At 71.7% G+C, this 24,357-nt stretch carries 21 protein-coding genes; 13 read left to right on the forward strand and 8 right to left on the reverse strand.

Annotation, left to right across the window (positions count from 1 at the left end):
* Nucleotides 1-516 precede the first annotated feature (516 nt).
* Together AC07F0_RS07030 and AC07F0_RS07035 are read right to left on the reverse strand one after the other, a co-directional pair.
* Nucleotides 517-2,838, reverse strand: a complete 2,322-nt coding sequence (locus tag AC07F0_RS07030) for an ATP-binding cassette domain-containing protein (RefSeq protein WP_478975269.1) — start codon at nt 2,836-2,838, stop codon at nt 517-519.
* A 10-nt stretch (nt 2,839-2,848) separates the two neighbouring features.
* On the reverse strand, nt 2,849-4,474 hold the full coding sequence (locus AC07F0_RS07035) for an ABC-F family ATP-binding cassette domain-containing protein (protein WP_478975272.1): 1,626 nt from the start codon (nt 4,472-4,474) through the stop codon (nt 2,849-2,851).
* 296 nt (nt 4,475-4,770) lie between these two features.
* On the opposite strand from AC07F0_RS07035, the gene AC07F0_RS07040 reads away from it, so the two are divergent.
* Nucleotides 4,771-5,418, forward strand: a complete 648-nt coding sequence (locus AC07F0_RS07040; RefSeq protein WP_478975275.1) for a GOLPH3/VPS74 family protein — start codon at nt 4,771-4,773, stop codon at nt 5,416-5,418.
* A 64-nt stretch (nt 5,419-5,482) separates the two neighbouring features.
* Here AC07F0_RS07040 and ssgD read toward each other — a convergent pair whose 3' ends face one another.
* The gene (gene ssgD / locus AC07F0_RS07045) at nt 5,483-5,899 is read right to left on the reverse strand and encodes a spore wall synthesis regulator SsgD (protein WP_020271762.1); all 417 of its coding nucleotides are present in this window, start codon (nt 5,897-5,899) and stop codon (nt 5,483-5,485) included.
* Between the two features lie 346 nt (nt 5,900-6,245).
* On the opposite strand from ssgD, the gene AC07F0_RS07050 reads away from it, so the two are divergent.
* The 3 genes from AC07F0_RS07050 to AC07F0_RS07060 all read left to right on the forward strand — a co-directional run bounded on the left by AC07F0_RS07050 (nt 6,246) and on the right by AC07F0_RS07060 (nt 8,450).
* The gene (locus tag AC07F0_RS07050) at nt 6,246-7,262 is read left to right on the forward strand and encodes a WD40/YVTN/BNR-like repeat-containing protein (protein WP_478976234.1); all 1,017 of its coding nucleotides are present in this window, start codon (nt 6,246-6,248) and stop codon (nt 7,260-7,262) included.
* A 70-nt stretch (nt 7,263-7,332) separates the two neighbouring features.
* On the forward strand, nt 7,333-7,656 hold the full coding sequence (locus AC07F0_RS07055; RefSeq protein WP_010042867.1) for a hypothetical protein: 324 nt from the start codon (nt 7,333-7,335) through the stop codon (nt 7,654-7,656).
* A gap of 101 nt (nt 7,657-7,757) precedes the next feature.
* Nucleotides 7,758-8,450, forward strand: a complete 693-nt coding sequence (locus AC07F0_RS07060; protein ID WP_478975278.1) for an endonuclease V — start codon at nt 7,758-7,760, stop codon at nt 8,448-8,450.
* Here AC07F0_RS07060 and AC07F0_RS07065 read toward each other — a convergent pair.
* Complete coding sequence (locus tag AC07F0_RS07065; RefSeq protein ID WP_478975281.1) at nt 8,438-8,632, reverse strand: hypothetical protein; 195 nt, start codon at nt 8,630-8,632, stop codon at nt 8,438-8,440. The genes AC07F0_RS07060 and AC07F0_RS07065 overlap by 13 nt on opposite strands.
* Nucleotides 8,633-8,823: 191 nt before the next feature.
* Between AC07F0_RS07065 and mmpA the strand changes: the two genes are divergently transcribed.
* On the forward strand, nt 8,824-8,970 hold the full coding sequence (mmpA, locus tag AC07F0_RS07070; RefSeq protein WP_010042861.1) for a morphogenic membrane protein MmpA: 147 nt from the start codon (nt 8,824-8,826) through the stop codon (nt 8,968-8,970).
* Nucleotides 8,971-9,023: 53 nt separating this feature from the next.
* Here the strand turns inward: mmpA and AC07F0_RS07075 are convergent, their stop codons facing one another.
* Nucleotides 9,024-10,202 carry a saccharopine dehydrogenase family protein gene (locus AC07F0_RS07075; protein WP_478975283.1) on the reverse strand — a complete coding sequence of 393 codons (1,179 nt, stop codon included), beginning with the start codon at nt 10,200-10,202 and terminating at the stop codon, nt 9,024-9,026.
* A 91-nt stretch (nt 10,203-10,293) separates the two neighbouring features.
* Here AC07F0_RS07075 and AC07F0_RS07080 point away from each other — a divergent pair, with 91 nt between their 5' ends.
* The 4 genes from AC07F0_RS07080 to AC07F0_RS07095 all read left to right on the forward strand — a co-directional run bounded on the left by AC07F0_RS07080 (nt 10,294) and on the right by AC07F0_RS07095 (nt 15,370).
* Nucleotides 10,294-10,674 (forward strand): MmcQ/YjbR family DNA-binding protein, encoded by a 381-nt coding sequence (locus AC07F0_RS07080; RefSeq protein ID WP_436725914.1) that lies wholly within the window; start codon nt 10,294-10,296, stop codon nt 10,672-10,674.
* A 109-nt stretch (nt 10,675-10,783) separates the two neighbouring features.
* Nucleotides 10,784-11,929, forward strand: coding sequence for a CaiB/BaiF CoA transferase family protein (locus tag AC07F0_RS07085; protein ID WP_478975286.1), 1,146 nt, complete (start codon nt 10,784-10,786; stop codon nt 11,927-11,929).
* Nucleotides 11,930-11,940: 11 nt separating this feature from the next.
* Nucleotides 11,941-13,155 (forward strand): acetyl-CoA C-acetyltransferase, encoded by a 1,215-nt coding sequence (locus AC07F0_RS07090; protein WP_478975289.1) that lies wholly within the window; start codon nt 11,941-11,943, stop codon nt 13,153-13,155.
* 34 nt (nt 13,156-13,189) lie between these two features.
* The gene (locus AC07F0_RS07095; RefSeq protein ID WP_478975292.1) at nt 13,190-15,370 is read left to right on the forward strand and encodes a 3-hydroxyacyl-CoA dehydrogenase NAD-binding domain-containing protein; all 2,181 of its coding nucleotides are present in this window, start codon (nt 13,190-13,192) and stop codon (nt 15,368-15,370) included.
* On the opposite strand, the gene AC07F0_RS07100 is transcribed toward AC07F0_RS07095, so the two are convergent.
* Nucleotides 15,362-16,072 carry a MerR family transcriptional regulator gene (locus AC07F0_RS07100; protein ID WP_478975295.1) on the reverse strand — a complete coding sequence of 237 codons (711 nt, stop codon included), beginning with the start codon at nt 16,070-16,072 and terminating at the stop codon, nt 15,362-15,364. The two genes, AC07F0_RS07095 and AC07F0_RS07100, sit on opposite strands and share 9 nt — an antisense overlap.
* A 268-nt stretch (nt 16,073-16,340) precedes the next feature.
* Here AC07F0_RS07100 and AC07F0_RS07105 point away from each other — a divergent pair, with 268 nt between their 5' ends.
* Together AC07F0_RS07105 and AC07F0_RS07110 are read left to right on the forward strand one after the other, a co-directional pair.
* Complete coding sequence (locus AC07F0_RS07105) at nt 16,341-17,807, forward strand: amino acid permease (RefSeq protein ID WP_478975298.1); 1,467 nt, start codon at nt 16,341-16,343, stop codon at nt 17,805-17,807.
* 42 nt (nt 17,808-17,849) lie between these two features.
* A complete protein-coding gene (locus AC07F0_RS07110) occupies nt 17,850-18,329 on the forward strand; it encodes a macro domain-containing protein (RefSeq protein WP_478975301.1) in 480 nt (159 codons plus the stop codon).
* An 11-nt stretch (nt 18,330-18,340) separates the two neighbouring features.
* Here the strand turns inward: AC07F0_RS07110 and AC07F0_RS07115 are convergent, their stop codons facing one another.
* The gene (locus AC07F0_RS07115) at nt 18,341-19,234 is read right to left on the reverse strand and encodes an arginase family protein (RefSeq protein ID WP_478975304.1); all 894 of its coding nucleotides are present in this window, start codon (nt 19,232-19,234) and stop codon (nt 18,341-18,343) included.
* 119 nt (nt 19,235-19,353) lie between these two features.
* Nucleotides 19,354-20,895, reverse strand: a complete 1,542-nt coding sequence (locus tag AC07F0_RS07120) for a M1 family metallopeptidase (RefSeq protein WP_478975307.1) — start codon at nt 20,893-20,895, stop codon at nt 19,354-19,356.
* A gap of 201 nt (nt 20,896-21,096) precedes the next feature.
* Between AC07F0_RS07120 and AC07F0_RS07125 the strand changes: the two genes are divergently transcribed.
* Both AC07F0_RS07125 and AC07F0_RS07130 read left to right on the forward strand, forming a co-directional pair.
* A complete protein-coding gene (locus tag AC07F0_RS07125; RefSeq protein WP_478975309.1) occupies nt 21,097-23,052 on the forward strand; it encodes a Xaa-Pro dipeptidyl-peptidase in 1,956 nt (651 codons plus the stop codon).
* Nucleotides 23,049-24,335: a M14 family metallopeptidase gene (locus AC07F0_RS07130; protein ID WP_478975312.1), complete on the forward strand. Its 1,287-nt coding sequence runs from the start codon at nt 23,049-23,051 to the stop codon at nt 24,333-24,335. Before AC07F0_RS07125 ends, AC07F0_RS07130 begins: the two co-directional genes overlap by 4 nt.
* Nucleotides 24,336-24,357 lie beyond the last annotated feature (22 nt).

Here is a 24,357-nt window from a genome sequence, read left to right on the forward strand (position 1 = left end):
GGTGAGTACCCGCCTCCGGGCCCGGCCAGCTCCTGGCGCGGCACCTCGGCGGATCGGGGGCCTGGCGGCAGCGGGCCGGGTCGGCTTCCCTCTCGAGCCGCGACGAGGGGGCGGGCGGTGGCTGTCCAACCTCTCCGGCAGGAACTCCTCCGGAGCCCCGGCCACCCCTACCGCTCCGGCCTGGGCGGCACCACCTGCGCCGAACTCGCCCACGCCTGCCGGCAGGACACCGGTGCAGGCTGGCTCCAGCCCCTCGGCCTCGCCCACGCCCTGGTGGAGACCGCCCACCACGCCCTCACCGTCGCGGCCGATCCCACCGACCGGACGTCCGCCGCGCAGGCCCTCGCCGGCACGACCCTCCACACCATCGCCGGCACCCCGACCGGACCCGCGGACCGGCGCCCGACATCGCCCTGCTGCCGCTGGCCGGCGGGCAGTGGCAGCACGGCCGAGGCGGCCCGCGCCTCGCCGCCGTCGGCAACACGGCGCTCCCGGACGTCCCGCTCACCGGGGAGTTCACACCGGCTCGCTGACGGCCGATGCCGCGACGGCCCGCCGCAGGTGCTCCCCGGTGAACGATCCCGGCGCGTCCAGGAGCTGTCGCGGTGTCCCCTCGAAGACGACCTCGCCGCCGTCCCGGCCGCCGTCCGGGCCGAGGTCGATCACCCAGTCGGCCCGGGCGACCACGTCCAGGTTGTGCTCCACGACGACGACCGTGTTGCCCGTGTCGACCAGCCGGTCCAGCAGGGCGACGAGCCCCTCCACGTCCGCCATGTGCAGCCCCGTCGTCGGCTCGTCGAGCACGTAGACCACGCCCGTCCGGTGCAGCCGCGTGGCCAGCTTGATGCGCTGCCGCTCGCCGCCGGAGAGCGTGGAGAGGGGCTGGCCGAGCGTCAGATACGTCAGTCCTACGTCCCGCAGGGCGCGCAGCCGGCGCCGTACGCCCGTGTCGTCGAAGAAGGCGAGCGCCTGCTCGGCCGTCATCTGCAGGACGTCGGCGATGGAGCTGCCCTTCACGGTCAGCCGCAGCACCTCCTCCTTGAAGCGCCGCCCCTCGCAGTCGTGGCAGGTCGTCGTCACCGGGTCCATGAAGGCGAGGTCGGTGTAGATGATGCCCCGGCCCTCGCAGGTGCCGCAGGCACCGCTGGAGTTGAAGCTGAAGAGGCCGGCCTCGGCCCCCGTCTCGCGGGCGAAGATCTTCCGTACCGTGTCCATGATCCCCAGGTAGGTCGCCGGAGTGGACCGGCCCGAGATCCCGATCGACGACTGGTCGACGACCACGGCGCCGGGGTGCGCGGCGGTGAACTCCCCGACCAGGGTGCTCTTCCCCGACCCCGCCACCCCGGTCACGGCCGTGAGCACACCGGCCGGGAACCGCACGGTCACGTCGCGCAGGTTGTGCCGGTCGGCGCACTTGACCCACAGCTCGCCGCCGGCCTGCCGCACCTGTTCCTTGACCGCCGTTCGGCGGCGCAGACAGCGCCCGGTGAGCGTGTCCGAGGCGGCCAGTGAGGCCGGTGTGCCCTCGAAGACCACGCGACCGCCCTCGGCGCCCGCGCCCGGCCCCATGTCGACGACGTGGTCGGCCAGCGCGATGACGTCCGGGTCGTGCTCGACGACCAGCACGGTGTTGCCCTTGTCGCGCAGCCGCAGCAGCAGATCTCCGAGACGGCCCACGTCGCGCGGGTGCAGGCCGACACTCGGCTCGTCGAAGATGTACGTCATTCCGCTCAGGCTGGAGCCGAGGTGCCGCACCGTCTTCAGCCGCTGCCCCTCCCCGCCGCTGAGGGTCGACGTCTCCCGGTCGAGGCTGAGATAGCCGAGGCCGATCGCCTCGACGCGCTCCAGCGCGGCCACGGCCGCTCCCGCGATCGGCCCGGCCACCGGGTCGTCGATCTCCTTCAGCACGGTGATCAGGTCCGTGATCTGCATCCGTGCGCAGTCGGCGATGTTCCGGCCGCCGATCCGGGTGGCGAGCGCCGCCGCGTTGAGCCGGGCCCCGTGACAGACCGGGCAGGTGCCCTCCACCAGGAACTCCCGGACCAGGTCCCGGGTCTTCTGGCTCATCGCCGACAGGTCCCGCTTCAGGTACAGCCGCTCGAAACGGTCGGCCAACCCCTCGTAGTCGGTGGTCCACGTGCCGCCGCTGCCGTTGACGGTGACCTTGCTGCCGGGCCGTCCGCGCATCAGGAACGCGCGCTCGGCGGCGGTGAACCGCCCCACCGGCTTGTCCGGGTCCAGGTCGGGGCTGTTCGTGTAGGCCTGGCCCTGCCAGGTGCCCGCGGCGAACGGCGGGAAGCGGACCGCCCCGTCCGCGAGGGAGCGCTCGGGATCCAGGATGCGGTCCCAGTCGGGCCGTACCGTGCGGCCGAGGCCGTCGCACTCGGGGCACATGCCCGACGGGTCGTTGAACGAGTACGCGGTCGCCGGCCCGGCGCTCGGGGTGCCGTGCCGGGAGAACAGCACCCGGATCACCGAGTAGATGTCCGTCATGGTGCCGACGGTCGACCGGGAGTGGCCACCGACCGGCCGCTGATCGACGACGATCGCGGGGGAGAGGTCCTCCAGTCCGTCCGCGTGCGGCCGCTCGTACTTGGGCAGCCGGTTGCGGACGAACCACGGGTACGTCTCGTTCAGCTGGCGCTGCGACTCCACCGCGATCGTGTCGAAGACGACGGACGACTTCCCCGACCCCGAAACGCCGGTGAACACGGTCAGCCGGCCTTTCGGGATGCGGAGGGTGACGTCCTTGAGGTTGTTCTCGCGTGCTCCCGTCAGGGTGATGACATCGTGCGTGGTGACATCGCGGGTCGTTTCCCCATGCGTGAAGTCGGTCATGCCCTCGACGCTAGGCGGGAAACCCGACAGCTTCTGGCGTGATTTCCTTCAGTTCCCCGTCCTCCATCAGCAGCCAGCGCGTGATGCCGACCGACTCCAGGAACGGCACGTCGTGACTGGCCACGATCAGCGCCCCCTCGTACGACTCCAGGGCCGTGGTCAGCTGCCGCACACTGGCCATGTCGAGGTTGTTGGTCGGCTCGTCCAGCATGAGCAGCTGCGGCGCCGGCTCGGCCAGCATCAGCGCGGCCAGCGCCGCCCGGAAGCGTTCGCCGCCGGAGAGCGTCGCCGCCTTCTGGTCGGCCCGGGCGCCCCGGAACAGGAAGCGGGCCAGCCGCGCCCGCACCCGGTTGTTGGTGGCGCCCGGCGCGAACCGGGCCACGTTCTCGGCGACGGTCAGCTCCCCGTCGAGGACGTCCAGCCGCTGCGGCAGGAACCGCAGCGGGACATGTGCCGTCACCTCGCCCGACTCCGGAGCGAGCTCCCCGCTGATCGTGCGCAGCAGCGTCGTCTTGCCCGCGCCGTTGCGCCCGATCAGTGCGACCCGCTCGGGTCCGCGCAGGTCGAAACCGCCGTCCACACGGGCGCCGTACCGGAGCCGGAGATCCATGAGGGTCAGGACGTCACGGCCCGGCGGCACGGCCGTGCAGGGCAGGTCGACACGGATCTCGTCGTCGTCCCGTACGGCGTCCACCGCCTCGTCCAGCCGCTCCCTGGCCTCGGCGAGCTTCTCCTCGTGCATGATCCGGTGCTTTCCCGCGGACTCCTGCGCCGCGCGCTTGCGCGCCCCCATGACGATCTTCGGCTCGCGTTTCTGGTCCCACATCTTCTGCCCGTACCGCTTGCGGCGGGCCAGCTTCATCTGGGCGTCGGCCAGTTCGCGCTTCTGCTTGCGGAAGTCGGACTCCGCGACGCGCACCATGCGTTCGGCCGCCTCCTGTTCGATGGCCAGGGCCTCCTCGTAGGCGGAGTAGTTGCCGCCGTACCAGGTGATCTCCCCGGAGCGCAGGTCCGCGATCTGGTCGACGACGTCCAGCAGTTCCCGGTCGTGGCTGACCACGACCAGCACGCCCGGCCAGGACTCGACGGCCGCGTACAGCCGCCTGCGCGCGTACAGGTCGAGGTTGTTGGTCGGCTCGTCCAGCAGCAGGACGTCGGGCCGGCGCAACAGCAGCGCGGCCAGCCGCAGCAGCACCGACTCGCCGCCCGACACCTCGCCGATGGTGCGGTCCAACTCGACGTGCCCGAGGCCGAGTTCGCCGAGGGTCGCCAGGGCGCGCTCCTCGACGTCCCAGTCGTCGCCGACCGTCTCGAAGTGCGCCTCGGACACATCGCCCGCCTCGATGGCGTGCAGGGCTGCCCGCTTGTCGGCGATGCCGAGCGCCTCGTCGACGCGCAGGGTGGTGTCGAGCGTGACGTTCTGCGGGAGGTACCCGACCTCGCCGGCCACGCGGACGGTGCCGTCGGCCGGGGCGAGTTCGCCGGCGATCAGCTTCAACAGGGTGGACTTTCCCGACCCGTTGACGCCGACCAGGCCGGTCCGGCCCGGGCCGAAGGCCACGTCGAGGCCCTCGAAGACGGGGGTGCCGTCGGGCCAGGTGAAGGCGAGGGAGGTGACGGTGATGGAAGTAGGCATGCGGGCCTCTTTCGCGATTGCTTGATGCGGTCAGGGGCAAACGCGTATCGAGACACCTGCGACCAGGGAGGAGGGCTCCAAGGGCATGAGAAAAGCCCTGCACCGGAGGACGGCTCGAACGCCGAGGTCGCACGCAGCGCACACACCAGAGGCGGGTGACGCGGTGTCTCAGGACCTCAGACGAGCAACGTCCTTCTCCAATCGGCGGCAACAGGACGCTGAACAACGTACGAGGGGGCGTCGGGCCTGTCAACGGAATAACGTGAGACCCGATCTCCCGCCCCGAGGAGGCCTCCGTGCCCGACGGCCCGCTCTCGCTGCCGGACCGGCTCTGCCTGCTGGCCTGGGACCCCGCGCGGCCGGCGGACGCCGGCACCGCCCACCTGTCCGGCCCGGTACGGGCCGGTGCCCTCACCGAGCTGGCTCAGCACGGCCTGCTCGTCGACGAGGACGGCATCGCCACGCCGGTCGACCTGGACTCCGGCACGGGTGACGCGGTCCTCGACGGGCTGCTGGAACTCGTCCGCGAGTCGTGCCCGCACCCCTGGCGGACCTGGGTGACGCTGCGCTCTCGGGTGACCCTGGACGCGGTGCGGGAGCAGCTGGCGGCCCAGGGGTATCTGCGGGCGGAGAAGAAACGGGTCCTCGGGGTGTTCCCGTCCGTGGAGTACGCGCTGGAACGCGTCGCCGCCGTGGAGGCGCTGCGGGAGGAGACACGCCAGGTCCTGCGGGGGCCGCGGCCGGTCGCCGGGATCTCCGAGCGGGACGCGGCGCTCGTGACGCTGGCCGCCTCGGCGGAACTGCTCCCCGGCGAGGATGTCGGCGCCCACGCGCAGCGCGTGGGGGAGCTGGCGGAGCGTGCCGTGGCGTCGGTGCCCGGGCTCGGGGAGATCGTCGGCGAGATCCGCACGGCCCTGGCCACGACGGCGACGGCTCCGCCCTGACTCACGGCCACGCCGGATTTCTGGCCGGGGCCGTCGACCCGGGGATCACTCAGCGCGCGTCAGCTCAGCACGCGTCCCGCATCAGCTCCGCCAGGTCGTGGTCCAGATCCAGCTGGAGGTGCTCCAGACCGACCGGCACCAGCTCGCTCGTCGCCTCCAGGAACCGGCGCACCTCGCCGGACCGGACGTGCACGACGGCCGTGCCCTCGGGGGCGTGGAACTCCAGCACCGTGCGGTCGTACCCGTACGGCCGCACCCGCACGTCGCCGTGACCCTCGGCGTTCTTCAGGCCCGCGGCGAGCAGCTCGCGGGAGAAGGTCCAGCAGACCTCGACGCCCTCCAGCGTGGCCGGGGCGGGGAAGGTCATACGGACGGCGAACGGATCACGTCGGTCGTAGTGGAGCGTCGCGGGAATGCTCGGCATACGCGGCGCGGCGGCGACGAGGCGGGCCTCCACGGGCTGCTCGATGACGATGGACAACGCCTTGCTCCCTTGTGACGGCTGGACGGGACACTTCCGGGCGGATGAGGCCGGGCATGGGAAGAGACGACGGAATCAGCCAATCCGTGCACACGAAGTGCGAGTGACCTCTGTCACCGCGTTCATGCACCGGAGTGACGTGGCTCTCCTCCTGTTTCCCGCAGGGCACTTGTGGCGCCTACCGGAACGCCCCGGGGCACGGGTGAGGCCATCTGGACGGCACCGTGGGGGTGGACTAGCTTCGCCGGCCATGAGGCGCTTGGGGAGCACGCGAGGGACGGGACGGACACGGAGCAGGGCGACCGCGGTGGCGGCGGGCGTGGCGGCACTGGTCGCGCTCGCGGCCATGACAGCCGTACCGGCGCAGGCGCACGAGCCTCAGCGCCGGGTGCCGCACTGGGAACTCAAGGACACCGGCACTCCGGACGTACGGTTCCGCGGTCTGGCCGCCGTCAGCCGGAACACCGCCTGGCTCGCCGGGACCGGCGGCACCGTCCTGAGCACCACCGACGGCGGCACCACCTGGCGGAACGTCTCGCCCCCGGGCGCGGCGGAGTTGCAGTTCCGGGACGTCGAGGCGTTCGACGCGCGCCGGGCCGTGGTCCTGGCCATCGGCGAGGGCGAGGCGTCCCGCGTGTACCGCACCGACGACGGCGGGGCGACCTGGACGGAGTCCTTCCGCAACACCGACCCGAAGGCCTTCTACGACTGCCTGACCTTCTTCGACCACCGCCACGGCCTCGCGATGAGCGACCCGGTGGACGGGAAGTTCCGCATCCTGTCGACCCGCGACGGCGGCCGCACCTGGACGGTGCTGCCGGACGAGGGCATGCCGGCGGCGCAGGAGGGCGAGGCCGGATTCGCCGCGAGCGGCCATTGCCTGGTCAGCTCCGGGCCGAAGGACGTCTGGCTCGCCACCGGCGGAGCCGCGCACGCGCGCGTGCTGCACTCCGCCGACCGGGGACACACCTGGACGGCCACCACCACGCCCCTCCCGGCGGGCGACCCGGCCCGCGGCGTCTTCGCGCTGGCCTTCCGCGACCGCACCCACGGCCTCGCCGTCGGCGGCGACTTCACCCCCGGCCGGCCCTCGCCGGACGCCGCCGCGCACACCGGCGACCGCGGCCGCACCTGGCGCCCCGCCGCCGCACCCCCGCCCGCCTACCGCTCCGGTGTCGCCTGGCTCCCGCACAGCCGCACCGCCGCCCTCGCCGTCGGCCCCACCGGCACCGACCTCACCACGGACGGCGGCCGCACTTGGCGCACGGTCGACACCGGCTCCTACGACACCGTCGACTGCACCCCGGACCAAGGGTGCTGGGCAGCCGGCGAAAAGGGGCGGGTTGCCCGCCTGGAGCATTGAGCGCGCGGTATGCCCTGATTGTTGGCAGTGTGGGTACTCGTTCACTGAAGGCGAAAGGAAGTGAGCGGTCATGCCACGCGGTTCGAGCTCCAAGCGGGAGCGCCAGTACGAGCACATCAAGAAGAGCGCGCAGGACCGGGGCGAGAGCACCGGCCGCGCCAAGGAGATCGCTTCGCGGACGGTCAACAAGGAACGCGCCCGCTCCGGCGAGTCGAAGACGGCCAGCCGCACCTCGACGAAGGACATGTCGTCCGGCAAGCGCGGCGGCCAGCGGTCGGGCCAGGGCTCCCAGGGCCCCACCTACGACCAGCTGTACCAGGAGGCCAAGCGCCGCGGCGTCGAAGGCCGTTCCAACATGAACAAGAGCCAGCTCCAGCGCGCGCTGGGCAAGTAAGCAGCACACCCCGAGACCGGCGGTGACTCAAGGGGCCCGCCGGCCTCGCGCTGCCCACGGGTCGGCGGCCGAAAAGATCAGCCCATAGGCTCAGGGGCATCATGACGACCGTACGCATCCCAGAGGACTGGCCCGCCACCGAGCAACAGGCCCGCGCCGTCCAGGACGAACTGCGCGAGCGCGTGACCCTCGACGAACCGGGGCCGCCGCCCGGGACGGGCCATGTGACGGGGGTCGACGTCGCCTACGACGACGAGCGTGATGTCGTCGCGGCGGCCGCGGTCGTCCTGGACGCGTCGGGCCTCGACGTCGTCGCCGAGGCCACGGCGGTGGGCCGGGTCTCCTTCCCCTACGTGCCCGGACTGCTCGCCTTCCGCGAGATCCCCGCGGTGCTCGCCGCCCTCGACGCCCTGCCGTGCCCGCCCGGCCTGGTCGTCTGCGACGGCTACGGCCTCGCCCACCCGCGCCGCTTCGGCCTCGCCAGCCACCTCGGCGTCCTGACCGGCCTGCCCACGATCGGCGTCGCCAAGAACCCCTTCACCTTTACCTACGACGACCCGGACACCCCGCGCGGCAGCACCTCCGCACTGTTCGCCGGCTCCGAGGAGGTCGGCCGCGCCCTGCGCACGCGCGACGGCGTGAAGCCGGTCTTCGTCTCCGTCGGCCACCGCGTGACCCTGGCGAACGCCTGCGCCCACACCCTCGCGCTGACCCCCGAGTACCGCCTCCCGGAGACCACGCGCAGGGCGGACGCGCTCTGCCGGAACGCGCTGCGGGAGACCTATTCGGCCTGATCGGCCACACTCCAGCGACCCACCTCGCGGTACTCCGAGTCGTAGATGACCGCCCCGTCCCCGGGCCGGAGTGCGTAGTGACGCAGATTGCCGCCCCAGTACCTGAGGATCCGGCCCAGCTCACCCGCGGGGTCCTCGGTCAACGCCGCGTCGTCCATGGTGACTTCGAGAAGAAACTTCATGCCTTCAATGGTTTCATTGAACTCCTTTATGGCACTTTTCGAGCTGTCACCAGGAGCGGAAGGCGGAAAGTCTCAAACCGGCCGAGGGGCCGGGGGACGGGCTTGCCCACGGCGGGGCGGCAGATCTGAGTACCGGCGCTGAGTACCTGTACGGATGCCCGGCCCCCACCCCCGTCGGCAGGCTGGGGCGCATGACAACGCACCGCGCCCCCAAGCCTGTTGCCGGCCCGACCCAGACGGTCGAGCGGGCCGTCACCATAGGGCTGATCCTCGCCGTGCTGGCGGGGCTCGGCTGGATCGCCGGGATGATCTACACCATCGCCGAGTGGCCGCTGTAGGCCCTTCAGCGGGCCCTGCAGCCGACCCTTCGGCAGGACCTTCAGCAGGACCTTCAGCGGGTCGACGCGACGCGGAAGCGGATGCCCGCCGCGCGCAGCCGGCCGATCAGCGCGTCGCCCATCGCCACCGCCGTGGTGACCTGCCCGGCGGTCTTCGGAAGGTCGTCGAAGGCCAGGCACAGCGCCGACTCGGCGAGCATCTTCGCCGTCTCGTCGTAGCCCGGATCGCCGCCCGAGACCTCCGTGTACACCCGCCGGCCGCCGCCCTCGCCCACGAAGCGCAGGGAGAACCAGCTCTTCGCCCGCTTCTCGGGGCTCGGCCCGTCCCCGGGCCTGAGCCGGCCCGACAACCAGCGCCGCGCCGACGGCACCTGGGCCGCCGCCACCAGCGCGCCGACGGCCGCGACACCGCCCACCGCGACGGGCAGATGCCGGACGGCCGCGTACTGCCGGTAGCGGAAGTCCGGGCCGTACCGGTCGAGGGCCGAGGCCGACCGCCGCACGATCTGCGGGTCGATCGTCGGCATCGGCAGCGCCCACGCGCCCACCTCCTTGGCGAACCGCGGCGCACCCGCGGGCGCCGACGCCCGCCGGCCCACCAGTCGCGGCTCGTGCCGCCGCCGGTCCCGCGCGGCCGCCGCCATCTCCCGCTGTCGCGCGAACTGGTTGAGGGCGGAGGCGAAGGTCCCGCCCGAGAACGCCGCGTCGGCGGTCACGAAGCCCTCCACGGTCAGCGGCACGTCCTCCGGGAGCTGCTGCACGGTGAAGTACACGCCCAGGTCGTGCGGGATCGAGTCGAAGCCGGCGGCGTGCACCAGCCGTGCCCCGGTCTCCCGCGCGCGGGCGTCGTGCTTCACGTACATCAGGTCCACGAACTCGGGCTCGCCGCAGAGGTCGAGGTAGTCGGTCCCGGTGTCCGCGCAGGCGGCGACGAGTTCCTCGCCGTACGTCACGTACGGGCCGACCGTCGTGGCCACCACGCGCGCGTGCTCGGCGAGGGCGCGCACCGAGACCGGGTCGGAGACGTCCGCCCGCAGCACTCCGACCTCCGCGCCGCCGGGCAGCCGCTCCCGCAGCCGCTCCAGCTTCTCCGCGCTGCGGCCCGCGATCGCCCACCGCAGCCCCTCGGGCGCGTGGGCCGCGAGGTACTCCGCGGTGAGCGCTCCGGCGAAACTCGTGGCTCCGAAGAGCACGATGTCGTACGGACGGTCAGCCCTGTTCAGCCTGCTCATGACACCCCTCGGTCGTGCAGCCCGTGCCGCTGTCGGTGGCCGAGGCTAGCGTGAGGAGTGCGGAGCGCGACGACGAGCCCGGAGGACGACGATGGCCGTGCCCAGGAATGCCCTGAAGAAGTGGGAGAAAGTGCGCGCGTTCGCACTGGGGCTGCCGGGCGCCGCCGAGGAGTTCCCCTGGGGCGAGTCCGTCGCGAAGGTCAACAAGAAGGTGTTCGTCTTCCTCGGCGTCGAGGACGGCAGCTACCCCCTGGGTGTGACGGTGAAGCTCAAGGACGAGACGGCCCACGCGCACGCCCTGGCGTGCCCCGGAGCCGAGCCCGCCGGATACGGCCTGGGCAAGGCGGGCTGGGTGAGCATCCCCCTGGAGCGGCAGGGCGCCCCGGCCGCGGAGGTGCTCTGCGACTGGGTGGAGGAGAGTTACCGGGTGATCGCGCCGAAGCGGCTGATAGCGGAGCTGGACGGGAGCTGACACGTCGGGCAGATTGCTAAGCGCTTGCTCGTTCGGCTCTTGTGCCGAGTGGAACGTGTTCTTAGCATCACTGGTGTTACATCATTTGTGTCACAGCACTGGGGGCTGGATGGCCACGGCAAGGACGCCAGAACAGGGCCCGCTCACCGGCGTGCGCGTCGTCGAGCTGGCCGGTATCGGGCCCGGCCCGTTCGCCGCCATGCTCCTGGCCGACCTCGGCGCCGACGTCGTGCGCGTGGACCGCCCCGGCGGCCCCGGCCTCGCGATCGACCCGGCCTACGACGTCACCAACCGCAACAAGCGCTCGGTGCTCGTCGACCTGAAGGCCCCGGACGGTCCGGACCAGGTGCTCGACCTGGCCGCTCGCGCCGACATCCTGGTCGAGGGCTACCGCCCCGGCGTCGCCGAGCGCCTCGGCGTCGGCCCCGAGGCCTGCCACGCCCGCAACCCGGCCCTCGTCTACGGCAGGATGACCGGCTGGGGCCAGGCCGGCCCGCTCGCCGACCGCGCCGGGCACGACATCGCCTACATCGCCCCCACCGGCACGCTCGGCATGATCGGCCGCCCGGACGAGCCGCCGGCGGTCCCGGCCAACCTGCTCGGCGACTACGCGGGCGGCTCCCTCTACCTCGTCGTCGGCGTCCTCGCCGCCCTGCACCACGCGCGCGCGACCGGCGCAGGCCAGGTCGTCGACGCCGCCATCGTCGACGGCGTCTCCCACCTCGGCACGATGATCCACGGCATGCTCGCCGCCGGCGGCTGGCAGGACCGCCGCGGCGCCAACCTCCTGGACGGCGGCTGCCCGTACTACGGGACGTACGAGACGGCCGACGGCCGGTACATGGCCGTCGGCGCCCTGGAGCCGCAGTTCTACGAGGAGTTCCTCGCCCTGCTCGGCATCGAGGACCAGGCCGCCGCCCGCAAGGACGTCACCCGGTGGGGCGAACTGCGCGAACAGGTCGCCGCCCGCTTCAAGAGCCGCACCCGGGACGAGTGGACGGCCGTCTTCGACGGCACCGACGCGTGCGTGGCGCCCGTGCTGTCGCTGCGCGAGGCCCCGCACCACCCGCACCTGGCCGCCCGCGGCACCTTCACCGACCACGGCGGCATCACCCAGCCCGCCCCGGCCCCCCGCTTCTCCGCGACCCCGACCTCCGTCCGCACCGGCCCGGCCCGGCCGGGCGCCGACACGGCGGACGTCGCCCGGGACTGGGACGTCCCCGGGCTTGCGCCGTCGTCCCGCACCCCAAAGTGAAAGGCCTCCTCGTGAGCACCGAAGCGTATGTGTACGACGCGATCCGCACCCCGCGCGGGCGCGGCAAGGCAGGCGGCGCCCTGCACGGCACCAAGCCCATCGACCTGGTCGTCGGACTCATCCACGAGATCCGCGCCCGCTTCCCGGACCTGGACCCGGCCGCCGTCGACGACATCGTGCTCGGCGTCGTCGGCCCCGTCGGCGACCAGGGCTCCGACATCGCCCGGATCGCGGCCATCGCCGCGGGGCTGCCCGACACGGTGGCCGGTGTGCAGGAGAACCGCTTCTGTGCCTCGGGTCTGGAGGCCGTCAACCTGGCCGCCGCCAAGGTCCGTTCCGGCTGGGAGGACCTCGTCCTCGCGGGCGGTGTCGAGTCGATGTCCCGGGTGCCGATGGCCTCCGACGGCGGCGCCTGGTTCAACGACCCGATGACCAACCTCCAGGTCAACTTCGTACCGCAGGGCATCGGCGCCGACCTGATCGCCACCATCGAGGGCTTCTCCCGGCGCGACGTCGACGAGTACGCGGCCCTCTCCCAGGAGCGGGCGGCCACCGCCTGGAAGGAGGGCCGCTTCGACAGGTCCGTCGTCCCGGTGAAGGACCGCAGCGGCCTGGTCGTCCTCGACCACGACGAGCACATGCGCCCCGGCACCACCGCCGACTCCCTCGCCAAGCTGAAGCCGTCCTTCGCGGACATCGGCGAACTCGGCGGCTTCGACGCGGTCGCGCTCCAGCAGTACCACTGGGTGGAGAAGATCGACCACGTCCACCACGCGGGCAACTCCTCGGGCATCGTCGACGGCGCCTCGCTCGTCGCCATCGGCTCGAAGGAGGTCGGCGAGCGCTACGGCCTCACGCCCCGCGCGCGGATCGTCTCCGCCGCCGTCTCCGGCTCCGAGCCCACCATCATGCTCACCGGCCCCGCCCCCGCCACCCGCAAGGCCCTCGCCAAGGCCGGACTCACCATCGACGACATCGACCTCGTCGAGATCAACGAGGCGTTCGCGGCGGTCGTGCTGCGGTTCGTGAAGGACATGGGCCTGTCCCTGGACAAGGTCAACGTCAACGGCGGCGCGATCGCGCTCGGCCACCCCCTCGGCGCCACCGGCGCGATGATCCTCGGCACCCTCGTCGACGAACTCGAGCGCCAGGACAAGCGCTACGGCCTCGCCACGCTGTGCGTCGGCGGCGGCATGGGCGTCGCGACCATCGTCGAGCGCATCTGACCCCCTCCCGACGGATCACACGGAGCACCTCCACATGAGCACTGAGCCCACCACCATCCGCTGGGAACAGGACCGCACCGGCCTCGTCACCCTCGTCATCGACGACCCGAACCAGTCCGCGAACACCATGAACCAGGCGTTCCGCGACTCGCTCGCCACCGTCACCGACCGCCTGGAGGCCGAGAAGGACTCCATCCGGGGCGTCATCATCACCTCCGCCAAGAAGACCTTCTTCGCGGGCGGCGACCTGCGCGACCTCATCCGCGTCACGCCCGAGACGGCCCAGGAGCTGTTCGACGGCGGCATGGCGATCAAGCGGAACCTGCGCCGCATCGAGACCCTCGGCAAGCCCGTCGTCGCCGCCCTCAACGGCGCGGCTCTCGGCGGCGGTTACGAGATCGCCCTGGCCTGCCACCACCGCGTCGCCCTCGACGCGCCCGGCTCCAAGATCGGCTGCCCCGAGGTCACTCTCGGCCTGCTCCCCGGAGGCGGCGGCGTCGTCCGCACCGTCCGCATGCTGGGCATCGCCGACGCCCTGCTGAAGGTCCTCCTCCAGGGCACCCAGTACAGCCCGCGCCGCGCCCTGGAGAACGGCCTCGTCGACGACGTGGCCGCCACCCACGAGGAACTCCTCGAAAAGGCCCGCGCCTTCATCGACGCCAACCCGGAGTCGCAGCAGCCCTGGGACAAGCCCGGCTACCGCATCCCGGGCGGCACCCCGGCCAACCCCAAGTTCGCCGCGAACCTGCCCGCCTTCCCGGCCGGCCTGCGCAAGCAGACGGGCGGCGCCCCCTACCCGGCGCCGCGCAACATCCTCGCCGCCGCCGTCGAGGGCTCCCAGGTCGACTTCGAGACCGCCCAGGTCATCGAGGCCCGCTACTTCGTGGACCTCGCGGCCGGTCAGACGTCGAAGAACATGATCCAGGCCTTCTTCTTCGACCTCCAGGCCGTCAACTCCGGCGCCAACCGCCCCAAGGGCATCGAGCCCCGCCAGGTCCGCAAGGTCGCCGTCCTCGGCGCCGGCATGATGGGCGCCGGCATCGCCTACTCCTGCGCCCGCGCCGGTATCGACGTCGTCCTGAAGGACGTCTCCCTGGAGGCGGCCCTCAAGGGCAAGGGCTACTCCGAGAAGCTGTGCGTCAAGGCCGTCGCCAAGGGCCGCACGACCCAGGAGAAGGCAGACGCGCTGCTCGCCCGCATCACGCCCACCGCCGAGCTGCGGGACCTGGCCGGCTGCGACGCCGTCATCGAGGCCGTCTTCGAGGACACGTCCCTCAAGCACAAGGTGTTCCAGGAGATCCAGCACGTCGTCGCGCCCGACGCGCTGCTGTGCTCCAACACCTCCACGCTGCCCATCACCGCCCTCGCCGAGGGCGTCGAGCGTCAGGCCGACTTCATCGGACTGCATTTCTTCTCGCCGGTCGACAAGATGCCGCTCGTCGAGATCATCAAGGGCCGGCGCACGGGGCAGGAGGCCCTGGCCCGCGCCTTCGACCTGGTCCGGCAGATCAACAAGACGCCGATCGTCGTCAACGACTCGCGCGGCTTCTTCACCTCCCGCGTCATCGGGCACTTCATCAACGAGGGCGTCGCCATGGTCGGCGAGGGCATCGAACCCGCGTCGGTCGAGCAGGCGGCGGCCCAGGCCGGCTACCCGGCCAAGGTGCTGTCCCTGATGGACGAGCTGACGCTGACGCTGCCACGCAAGATCCGGGCCGAGACGAAGCGGGCCGTGGAGGAGGCGGGCGGCACCTGGACGGCCCATCCCGCCGAGGCCGTCATCGACCGCATGGTCGACGAGTTCGGCCGCACGGGCCGCAGCGGCGGCGCCGGCTTCTACGACTACGGGGACGACGGCAAGCGCACCGCACTCTGGCCGGGACTGCGCGAGCACTTCACCAAGCCCGGACACCGGATCCCGTTCCAGGACATGCAGGAGCGCATGCTGTTCTCGGAGGCGCTGGACACCGTCCGGCTCCTGGAGGAAGGCGTGCTGACCTCCGTCGCCGACGCCAACATCGGCTCCATCTTCGGCATCGGCTTCCCGGGCTGGACCGGCGGCGTGCTCCAGTACATCAACGGCTACGAGGGCGGCCTGCCCGGATTCGTGGCACGTGCGCGTGAACTCGCCGAGCGCTACGGCGACCGGTTCACGCCGCCCGCGCTGCTGGTGGAGAAGGCGGCGAAGGGGGAGCGGTTCAGCGACTCAGCGTGACTCTTCCGAGGGCTCGGTGAGCCACTCGCCCAGCTCTTCCTTCAGCGACCGCTGAAAGGCGGTGAGGAGCGCCTGCACCACCAAGGGGTGCATGTGCGCCGACAGGGACCGCACGTCCCGCGCGTCACGCTCGGCCACCTCGCCGCGGAAGAGCTGGGAGAGTTCACGGGCCGCGGCGCGCGCGTGCTCGACGAGGACCGTGCGCGCCGTGAAGATCGCCTCCGGCGAGAGTGGCACGTCCAGCAGCCCGACACCCAGCCGGAGCAGACCGAGATCGGCCTCGTACCCGCCGTCCGCGGGCCGGAGCACGCCCATCGCGACCAGCCGCTCGACGTCCTCGTCGCCGAGCGGCCGCCCGGCCCGCCGCTGAAGCTCCTCCCGCGTGACCGTCTCCACCGTGTCCGGCGCCCAGGAGGCCACCACCGCCCGGTGAACGGCGAGGTCGCGCGCGCTCAGGTCCGGCGGCAACCGGTGCAGGTACCGCTCGATGCCCGACAGCGTCATGCCCTGCTGCTGCAACTCCTCGATCAGCGCCAGCCGGGCCAGATGCTCCCGCCCGTAGTGCCCCACCCGCCGGGGACCGAGCACCGGCGGCGGCAGCAGCCCCTTCGTGCCGTAGAAACGGACCGTGCGCACCGTGACACCGGCCCGGGCGGCCAGTTCGTCGATCGTGAGGGTCGGTTCCTCGGTGTCGGTCGTCATGTGCAGCAGTATCGCTGTCTCACCAGTGCTGTGAAACCTCGTCCGCATCCCCTGATGACCCTGACGTGAACGACAGGTGGCGGCGGTGCCGCTCCCTGGTGGACCTTGTGAAAAGTCACGCTTTGTGACGTCGGCCACCGTGTGCGAGTGGATCGGTATGGGAAGGTGCTGCCTCGGTCTGTGCCGCGTCACAAGGGTGGTACGGGCCACTGCACTGTACGGACCCCGGGCCCACGACGTCCGGGCGCACCAGAGAGTGGAACCACCCGTGAGCAAGGACGCCGTGAACACGGCTGCGGCCACGCCGCGTACCGATACGGCCCAGGTGCCGGCGGACGCGGGCGACGCCGGCTACAGCAAGGACCTCAAGGCCCGCCACGTCAACATGATCGCCATCGGCGGCGCCATCGGCACCGGCCTCTTCCTCGGCGCCGGCGGCCGCCTCCACGACGCGGGCCCGGCGCTGGCGATCGCCTACCTGGTCTGCGGCATCTTCGCCTTCTTCGTGGTCAGGGCCCTCGGCGAGCTGGTCCTCTACCGCCCCTCCTCGGGCTCCTTCGTGTCGTACGCGCGCGAGTTCCTCGGCGAGAAAGGCGCCTACGTCGCCGGCTGGATGTACTTCCTGAACTGGTCGACCACCGGCATCGCCGACATCACCGCGATCGCGCTCTACACGCACTACTGGAGCCTGTTCACCGACATTCCGCAGTGGGTGCTCGCGCTGATCGCCCTCGCGGTGGTGCTCGCGGTGAACCTGATCTCGGTGAAGATCTTCGGCGAGATGGAGTTCTGGTTCGCGATCATCAAGGTCGCGACGCTCGTCGGCTTCATGCTCATCGGCATCTTCCTGCTCGCCACGCAAGCCGAGGTGGGCGGCCAGACCCCGGGACCGAGCGTCATCACCGACAACGGCGGCGTCTTCCCGCACGGCATGATGCCCGTCGTCCTCGTCATGCAGGGCGTGATCTTCGCGTACGCAGCGCTGGAGCTGGTGGGTGTCGCCGCGGGCGAGACCGCCGAGCCGGAGAAGGTCGTCCCGCGCGCGGTGAACTCGATCATGTGGCGGGTCGGTCTCTTCTACGTCGGCTCGGTCGTCCTGCTCGCTCTCCTGCTCCCCGGCTCGGTCTACTCGGCCGGCCAGAGCCCCTTCGTCACGGTCCTGTCGAAGATCGGCGTCCCGGCGGCGGGCGACGTGATGAACCTGGTGGTCCTGACGGCGGCGATGTCCTCGCTGAACTCGGGCCTGTACTCCACGGGGCGCATCCTGCGCTCGATGGCGATGGCCGGCTCCGCGCCGAAGTTCACCGCCCGCATGAACCGCAGACAGGTTCCCTACGGCGGCATCCTGCTGACCTGCGCGGTGTGCGTCCTCGGCGTCGGCCTGAACTTCCTCGTGCCGGCCCAGGCCTTCGAGATCGTGCTGAACGTCGCCTCGCTCGGCGTCATCAGCACCTGGGTGATCATCATGATCTGCCACCTGGTCTTCGTCCGCCGCGCCAGGGCGGGCCTGGTCGAGCGGCCCTCCTTCCGGCTCCCCGGCAGCCCGGTCACGGAGATCACCACGGTCGCCTTCCTGCTGGCCTGCCTCGGCATGATGTGGAACGACCCGGTGGTCGGCCGCAAGACGCTGCTGCTCATCCCGCTGATCGCGGCCGCGCTGGTCGCGGGCTGGTTCGGCATCCGCCGCCGGGTGTCCCAGACGGCCGACGAGGAGCTGTCACAGCTGACGAAGTAGCAGGCCGGGGCCACTGTCAGTGGGAGGGCCTACGGTGGCGTCATGTCGGGGATCAGGTATGTCCGGGGTGACGCCACCGTTCCGTCGGTGAAGGGCGTCAAGGTCATCGCCCATGTCTGCAACGACATCGGGGGCTGGGGCAAGGGCTTCGTCCTGGCCGTATCGCGCCGCTGGCCCGAGCCGGAGGCGGCGTACCGGGCCTGGCACCGGGGCCGCGCGGGGAACGACTTCGGGCTGGGCGCTGTGCAGTTCGTGCAGGTCGAGCGGCACGTGTGGGTGGCCAACCTGATCGGCCAGCGCGGCACCAGGACCGGCAGCAAGGGCGTCCCCGTCCGCTACGAGGCGATCGACACGGCACTGGAGGCCCTGGCCGCGAAGGCCGGTGAACTGGGCGCGACCGTCCACATGCCCCGCATCGGCTGCGGCCTCGCCGGCGGCAAGTGGCCCCGGATCGAGCCGCTGATCGAGGAGCGGCTGATACGGCGGGGGATAGCGGTGACGGTGTACGACCACGGCGACTGACCGGCCCCCGCTCAGCCCTGGCCGTCCCTGTCGAACGCCCGCACCAGACAGTCGCCGAGGCGCTGCGCGATCGCCCCGTCGGGATCCAGACGGGGGTTGAAGATCGTGACGGTGAGACCGGCGGCGGTGCCGCCGGACAGGGCCGTGCGCAGGACGGTCTCCAGCTCCTGCCAGGTCAGCCCGTCCGGGAGCCGGTGGTCGACGGCGGGCATCACGGCATCGTCCAGCACGTCGACATCGAGGTGGATCCAGTACCCGGCGCCCGCGCCGTCGCCGGTCAGCAGCCGGGCCGCGCGCCGGGCCGCCTCGCCCGCACCCAGGGCGCGCACGGTGTCCAGCTCCAGCGCGTAAAGCCCGGACGGCAGCGGCTGCATCCCGTACGCCGCCGATTCCTCCGCGTCCCGGAAGCCCAGCGCGACGACGTCCTCGTCCCGCACCAGCGGGCCCCGGCCGTCCAGGTCGGCCAGCACGCGCGGGCCGCGCCCGGTGGCGAGGGCGAGTTCCATGGAGGCCACCTCACCGGCCGGTTCCGCCGACGGCTGGTAGAAGTCGGTGTGTCCGTCGAGGAACAGCAGACCGTGCCGGCCCCGGCGTCGCAGCGCGAGCAGACTGCCGAGCAGCACGCTGCAATCGCCGCCGAGCACGACGGGGAACCGGCCGTCGTCGAGGGCATCGCCTACGGTGTCGGCGAGCGCGGTGGAGTACGCGGCGATGCCGCCGGGGTTCAGGAGGCCGGTCTCCGGGTCCCGCTGCGGGTTGTACGGGGGCGGCTCGACGCGGCCCGCACGCACCGCGCCCAGCCCTTCGGCCAGCCCGGCGCCGAGGAGTGCGTCCGGCAGTTCCTCGACGCCGGTCGGACGCAGCCCGAGTACGAACGGTGCCTCGATGATCGCCACGTTCCGCACGCCGGGCTCCTTCGTGTCAGCCGTCGGCTCCTCGGCTCAGCCGTCGGTCCACGCCGGGCCGGGCCCACGCACCCGGCGCGCATGGGCCCACCGTAGACCGCAGGGCGGGAGGCGGCGCGTCAGCGCCCGTGCTCCCCGTGGTGCCCGTGCTCCGCATGGTTCGCACCCGCGTGCTCATGCACACCGTTCGTCGCCGCGATCTTCTTCCACGACTTCGGCTGCGTCACCGCCGCACCGGCCTTCGCGACCGCAGTGGTCCGAGCGGCCGGCAGCCCCGGCTTCGACGGCTGGTACAGCCACGTGTCGAACAGGGCGGACAGCGGCTTGCCCGACACCTCCTCGGCGTACCGCTGGAAGTCGGCGACCGACGCGTTGCCGTGGGCGTACTTCTGCGGCCAGCCCTTGAGGATCGCGAAGAACGACTCGTCACCGATCTCGTTGCGCAGCGCCTGGACGGCCAGCGCGCCCCGGTCGTACACCGCGATGTCGAACTGTTTCTCGGGACCAGGGTCCCCGGGCTTCACCGTCCAGAACGGGTCGTCGGCGGGGTGCGATGCGTACACGTAGTCGGCGAGTTCCTGCGCCGTGCCCTCGCCCTCGTGCTCGGACCACAGCCACTGCGCGTAGCGCGCGAAGCCCTCGTTGATCCAGATGTCCTTCCAGCGCTTGAGCGAGACGTCGTCGCCGTACCACTGGTGTGCCAGTTCATGGACGACGAGGGAGACGTTCGACCCGTTCGCGAACTGCCGCGGGCTGTAGTACGGCCGCGTCTGGGTCTCCAGCGCGTACCCGGTGGTCGTGTTCGGCACGTATCCGCCGAGCGCGTCGTAGGGGTACGGCCCGAAGTAGCCCGTCAGCCAGTCGGCGATCTCCCCGGTTCGTTCGATGCTCGCCCGCGCGGCGCCGGCGTGGCCGCCCAGATCCTTGCTGTAGGCGTTGAGGACCGGGATGCCGCTCTCGGTCGTGCCGGTCGTGATGTCGAACTTCCCGACCGCGAGCGTGGCGAGGTACGTGGCCTGCGGCTTGTCGGAGCGCCAGTTCCAGCGGGTCCAGCCGAGACGTGAACTCGTCGACTGGAGCGTGCCGTTGGAGATGGCCTGCGTGCCGTCGGGGACCTGCACGGACACGTCGTAGGTGGCCTTGTCGAGCGGGTGGTCGTTGCTCGGGAACCACCATGCCGCCGCCTCGGGCTCGTTCGCCGCGACGCCCCCGTCCGGGGTGCGGTGCCAGCTCGTGAAGCCGTACGCCTTCTTCGACGACGGCACGCCGCGGTAGCGCACGACGACCGTGAGGGGTGTGCCCTTGGCCGGCGGGGTCTTCGGCGTGATCTCCAGCTCGTGCTCGCCCGACGTCCGGAACGACGCCTTCGCGCCGTTGACGCGCACCTCGCCGACGTCCAGCAGGAAGTCCAGGTTGAAGCTGGACAGGTCCTGAGTGGTGCGGGCCACGAGGGTCGCCGTGCCCTCGAGCTCGTCCGTGGCCGGCTGGTACTTCAGCCTCAGGTCGTAGTGGGAGACGTCGTATCCGCCGTTGCCGTAGGCCGGGTAGTAGGGGTCACCGACACCCGGCGCGCCGGGGGAGTGGGGCGCGGCCGATGCCGGGATCGCCAGCAGGAGAACGGCCGCGACCAGGGCTCCCGGCGCGATGATTCTGCGGTGCACGCAACACTCCAAGTCGTAGGGTCCCGAAGTCTGTCCGGAGCTTATTGACTCCCTGTGCCTCTGATCATGTCCATGGCCCCTGCTGTCACACGATCGCCATTCGGCCGACATGAGACACCGGACCCAGAGGGCCGCCCCGGACACGCCGGTCCATCAGCTGCCCTCTTCTGAACGGGAGTTCACCGATGTAGCGTCCGCCGCATGCCGAAACGCACGCGCTTCACGACCTGGAGACCGCTCGCGACGGCGGCCACGGCCGCCCTGATGGCCACCCTGCTCACCCCGGCCGCGGCAGAAGCCGCCCCGCGTGAGAGCCGGCCCGTCCACTCGTACGAGAACGCCATCCGCGAGGCCGTCTGGGTGGACACCGGACTCGACGGCGACCGCGACGGCAAGGCCGACCGGGTCGCCGTGGACATCGTCCGCCCCCGCGAACCCGCCCGGCAGGGCCGCAAGGTCCCCGTCATCATGGACGCCAGCCCGTACTACTCCTGCTGCGGGCGCGGCAACGAGAGCCAGAAGAAGACGTACGACGCGAACGGCGACGTCAACCAGATGCCGCTGTACTACGACAACTACTTCGTGCCCCGCGGCTACGCCTTCGTCGGTGTCGACCTGGCCGGAACCAATCGCTCCGACGGGTGCGTCGACGTCGGCGGCCGCTCCGACATCCAGTCCGCGAAGGCCGTCGTCGACTGGCTCAACGGCCGCGCCAAGGCCTACACGACCCGCACCGGTACCACCCGCGCCAAGGCTGCCTGGAGCAACGGCAGGACCGGCATGATCGGCAAGAGCTGGGACGGCACCATCGCCAACGGCGTCGCCGCGACCGGCGTCGAGGGCCTGAAGACCATCGTCCCGATCAGTGCCATCTCCTCCTGGTACGACTACTACTTCCAGCAGGGCGCCCCGCTCTACGACTCCGGCCCCGAATGGCTGTCCGACTACGTCAACAGCCCGGGCGCCCGGGCCAAGTGCGCCGCGGTCCAGCGCAAGCTCGTCGACGGGGCCCCGCGCACCGGCGACTGGACCCCGCTGTGGACCGAGCGCGACTACGTCAGGGCCGCGCGGAAGGTCAAGGCCAGCGTCTTCCTCGTGCACGGCACACAGGACCTCAACGTGCGGATGAAGCACGTCGGGCAGTGGTGGAACGCCCTCGCGAAGAACGGCGTCGAGCGCAAGATCTGGCTCTCCCGGACGGGCCACGTCGACCCCTTCGACTTCCGCCGCGCGAGCTGGGTCGAGACCCTCCACCGCTGGTTCGACCACGAACTCATGGGCTACGACAACGGCATCGACCGCGAGCCCATGGCCGACATCGAACGCGCGCCCGACCAGTGGACCACCTCCCGGACCTGGCCGCCGAGCGGCACCCGCGCCGCCACCCTGCGCCCCGGCCGGGGTACCCAGGCCGGCGTCGGCAGCCTCGGCCTGCACCGCGGCCACGGGAACGAGACCTTCGCCGACGACCCGGCGCTGAGTGAGACCGACTGGGCCGCGCGGATCGACAAGCCGACACCGGAGAAGGCCGGTTTCGTCACCCGGCCGCTCAGCCGCGACCTGCGCCTGTCCGGCTCCTCCGAGGTCACCGTCACCACGACGCCCTCCACCCCGACGGCCCATCTCTCCGCCGTCCTCGTGGACATCGGCCCGGCCACCATCCGCGACTACGCCGACCGGGGCGAGGGCATCACCACCCTCACCGACCGCACCTGCTGGGGCGCGAGCACCGCCGGCGACAGCTCCTGCTTCAAGGAGACGAAGGCGAAGACCGCCGACGTCGGCTACACGATCGTCAGCCGCGGCTGGGCCGATCTCGGCAACCACGCCTCCGACCTGACGGGCGCCCCGCTCACCCCGGGCAAGCGGTACACCATCACCCTCGACCTGGCGGCGACCGACCACGTCGTCCCCGAGGGGCACCGCCTGGCGCTGATCGTCGCGGGCACCGACAAGGGCCTCATCGACCCTCCCGCGGACAAGCCCAGGCTGACCGTCGACCTGTCCCGCACCTCGGCGCGCGTCCCGTTCGTCGGCGGAGCCACCGCCTTCGCCCGCGCCACCGCGGGCGCCGCGACCGCCATCCCCGACGCCACGCTCCTGGACGGTGTCCGGGAGCCGCGCACCGCTCACCGCGTCCCGGAGGGAAGCCGGTGATCCGCCCCACGACCCGAGCCGGAGCCCTGATCCTGACCGCCGCGGCCGTCGCCACGTCCCTGGCCGCCGTCCCCGCCCAGGCCGCCGCCGACTCACCGCCCCGCACGGGATTCGAGCAGACGAACGGCGCCCGCTGGACCAGCCAGCCCGAGGAGCAGGACTTCCTCAAGGCCGTCGACCGGTCGAGCAACAGGGTCTCCCTGACCCGCTTCGGTACCACGAAGCAGGGCCGCCCGCTCCAGCTGGTCCGCATCGGCACCCACCCGACGCCCAACAGGGTGCTGCTCGTGTGCAGCCAGCACGGCGACGAGCCCTCCGGCCGCGAGGCCTGTCTGACCACTGTCCGCGACCTCGCGTACGCCCGTGACAGCCGCACCCGGCGCTTCCTGGACCGCACCACGGTCCTCGTCGTGCCCACCGCCAACCCCGACGGCCGGGCCGCCGGCACCCGGGGCAACAGCGACGGCGTGGACATCAACCGCGACCACCTGGCGCTCCGGACCGCCGAAGGCCGTGCGCTGGCGAAGCTCCTGCGCGACCAGCGTCCCGACCTCGTCTACGACCTGCACGAGTACGGCGCCACACCGCCGTACTACGACAAGGACCTCTTCGACCTGTGGCCGCGCAACCTCAACACCCACGAGGCGGTCCACGACGAGGCGAAGATCCTCTCCGAGAAGTACGTCCGCCCCGCGGCGCAGCGGGCCGGCCACTCGACCGGCACCTACGGCATCTGGACCGACCCCGAGACCGGCGAGCCGGTCAAACAGGTCGCCGGAGACGGCCAGGAGCGCATCATGCGCAATATGTCCGGCATCAAACACGGCATCGGCCTGCTCATCGAGAGCCGTGTCGATCCGCTCACCGAGGCCGAGAAGGCGGACGAGGCGCTGAACAACCGCCGCCGTGTCACCTCCCAACTGGGCGCACTGGGTGGCCTGTTCGGATATACCGACCAGCGGCGCGGTGCGGTCGAGGCGGCGACGGGCAGGGCCCGGCTCGCGGGCTACGCCACCCACGGCCCGGTCTACGTCGGCGGCGCCGACAACGACACGCCCGAACCGGCCGAGGTGATCCAGAACCCGCCCTGCGGCTACCGGCTCACGGCCGAGCAGTTCGCCGAGGTGGGAGACGAACTCGCGCTGCACGGCGTGCGCGTACGCCAGGACGCGGAGGGTGTGCTCGTGCCCCTGCGCCAGTCTCTGCGGGCGCTCGTGCCGCTGCTGCTCGACGAGCGCGCAACGTACCACCTGACGGCAGGGAATCCGGAAACGCCATGTTGAGGGGGGTGAAATTGCGCCACAC

The sequence above is a fragment of the Streptomyces sp. NPDC045955 genome, from assembly GCF_056430805.1.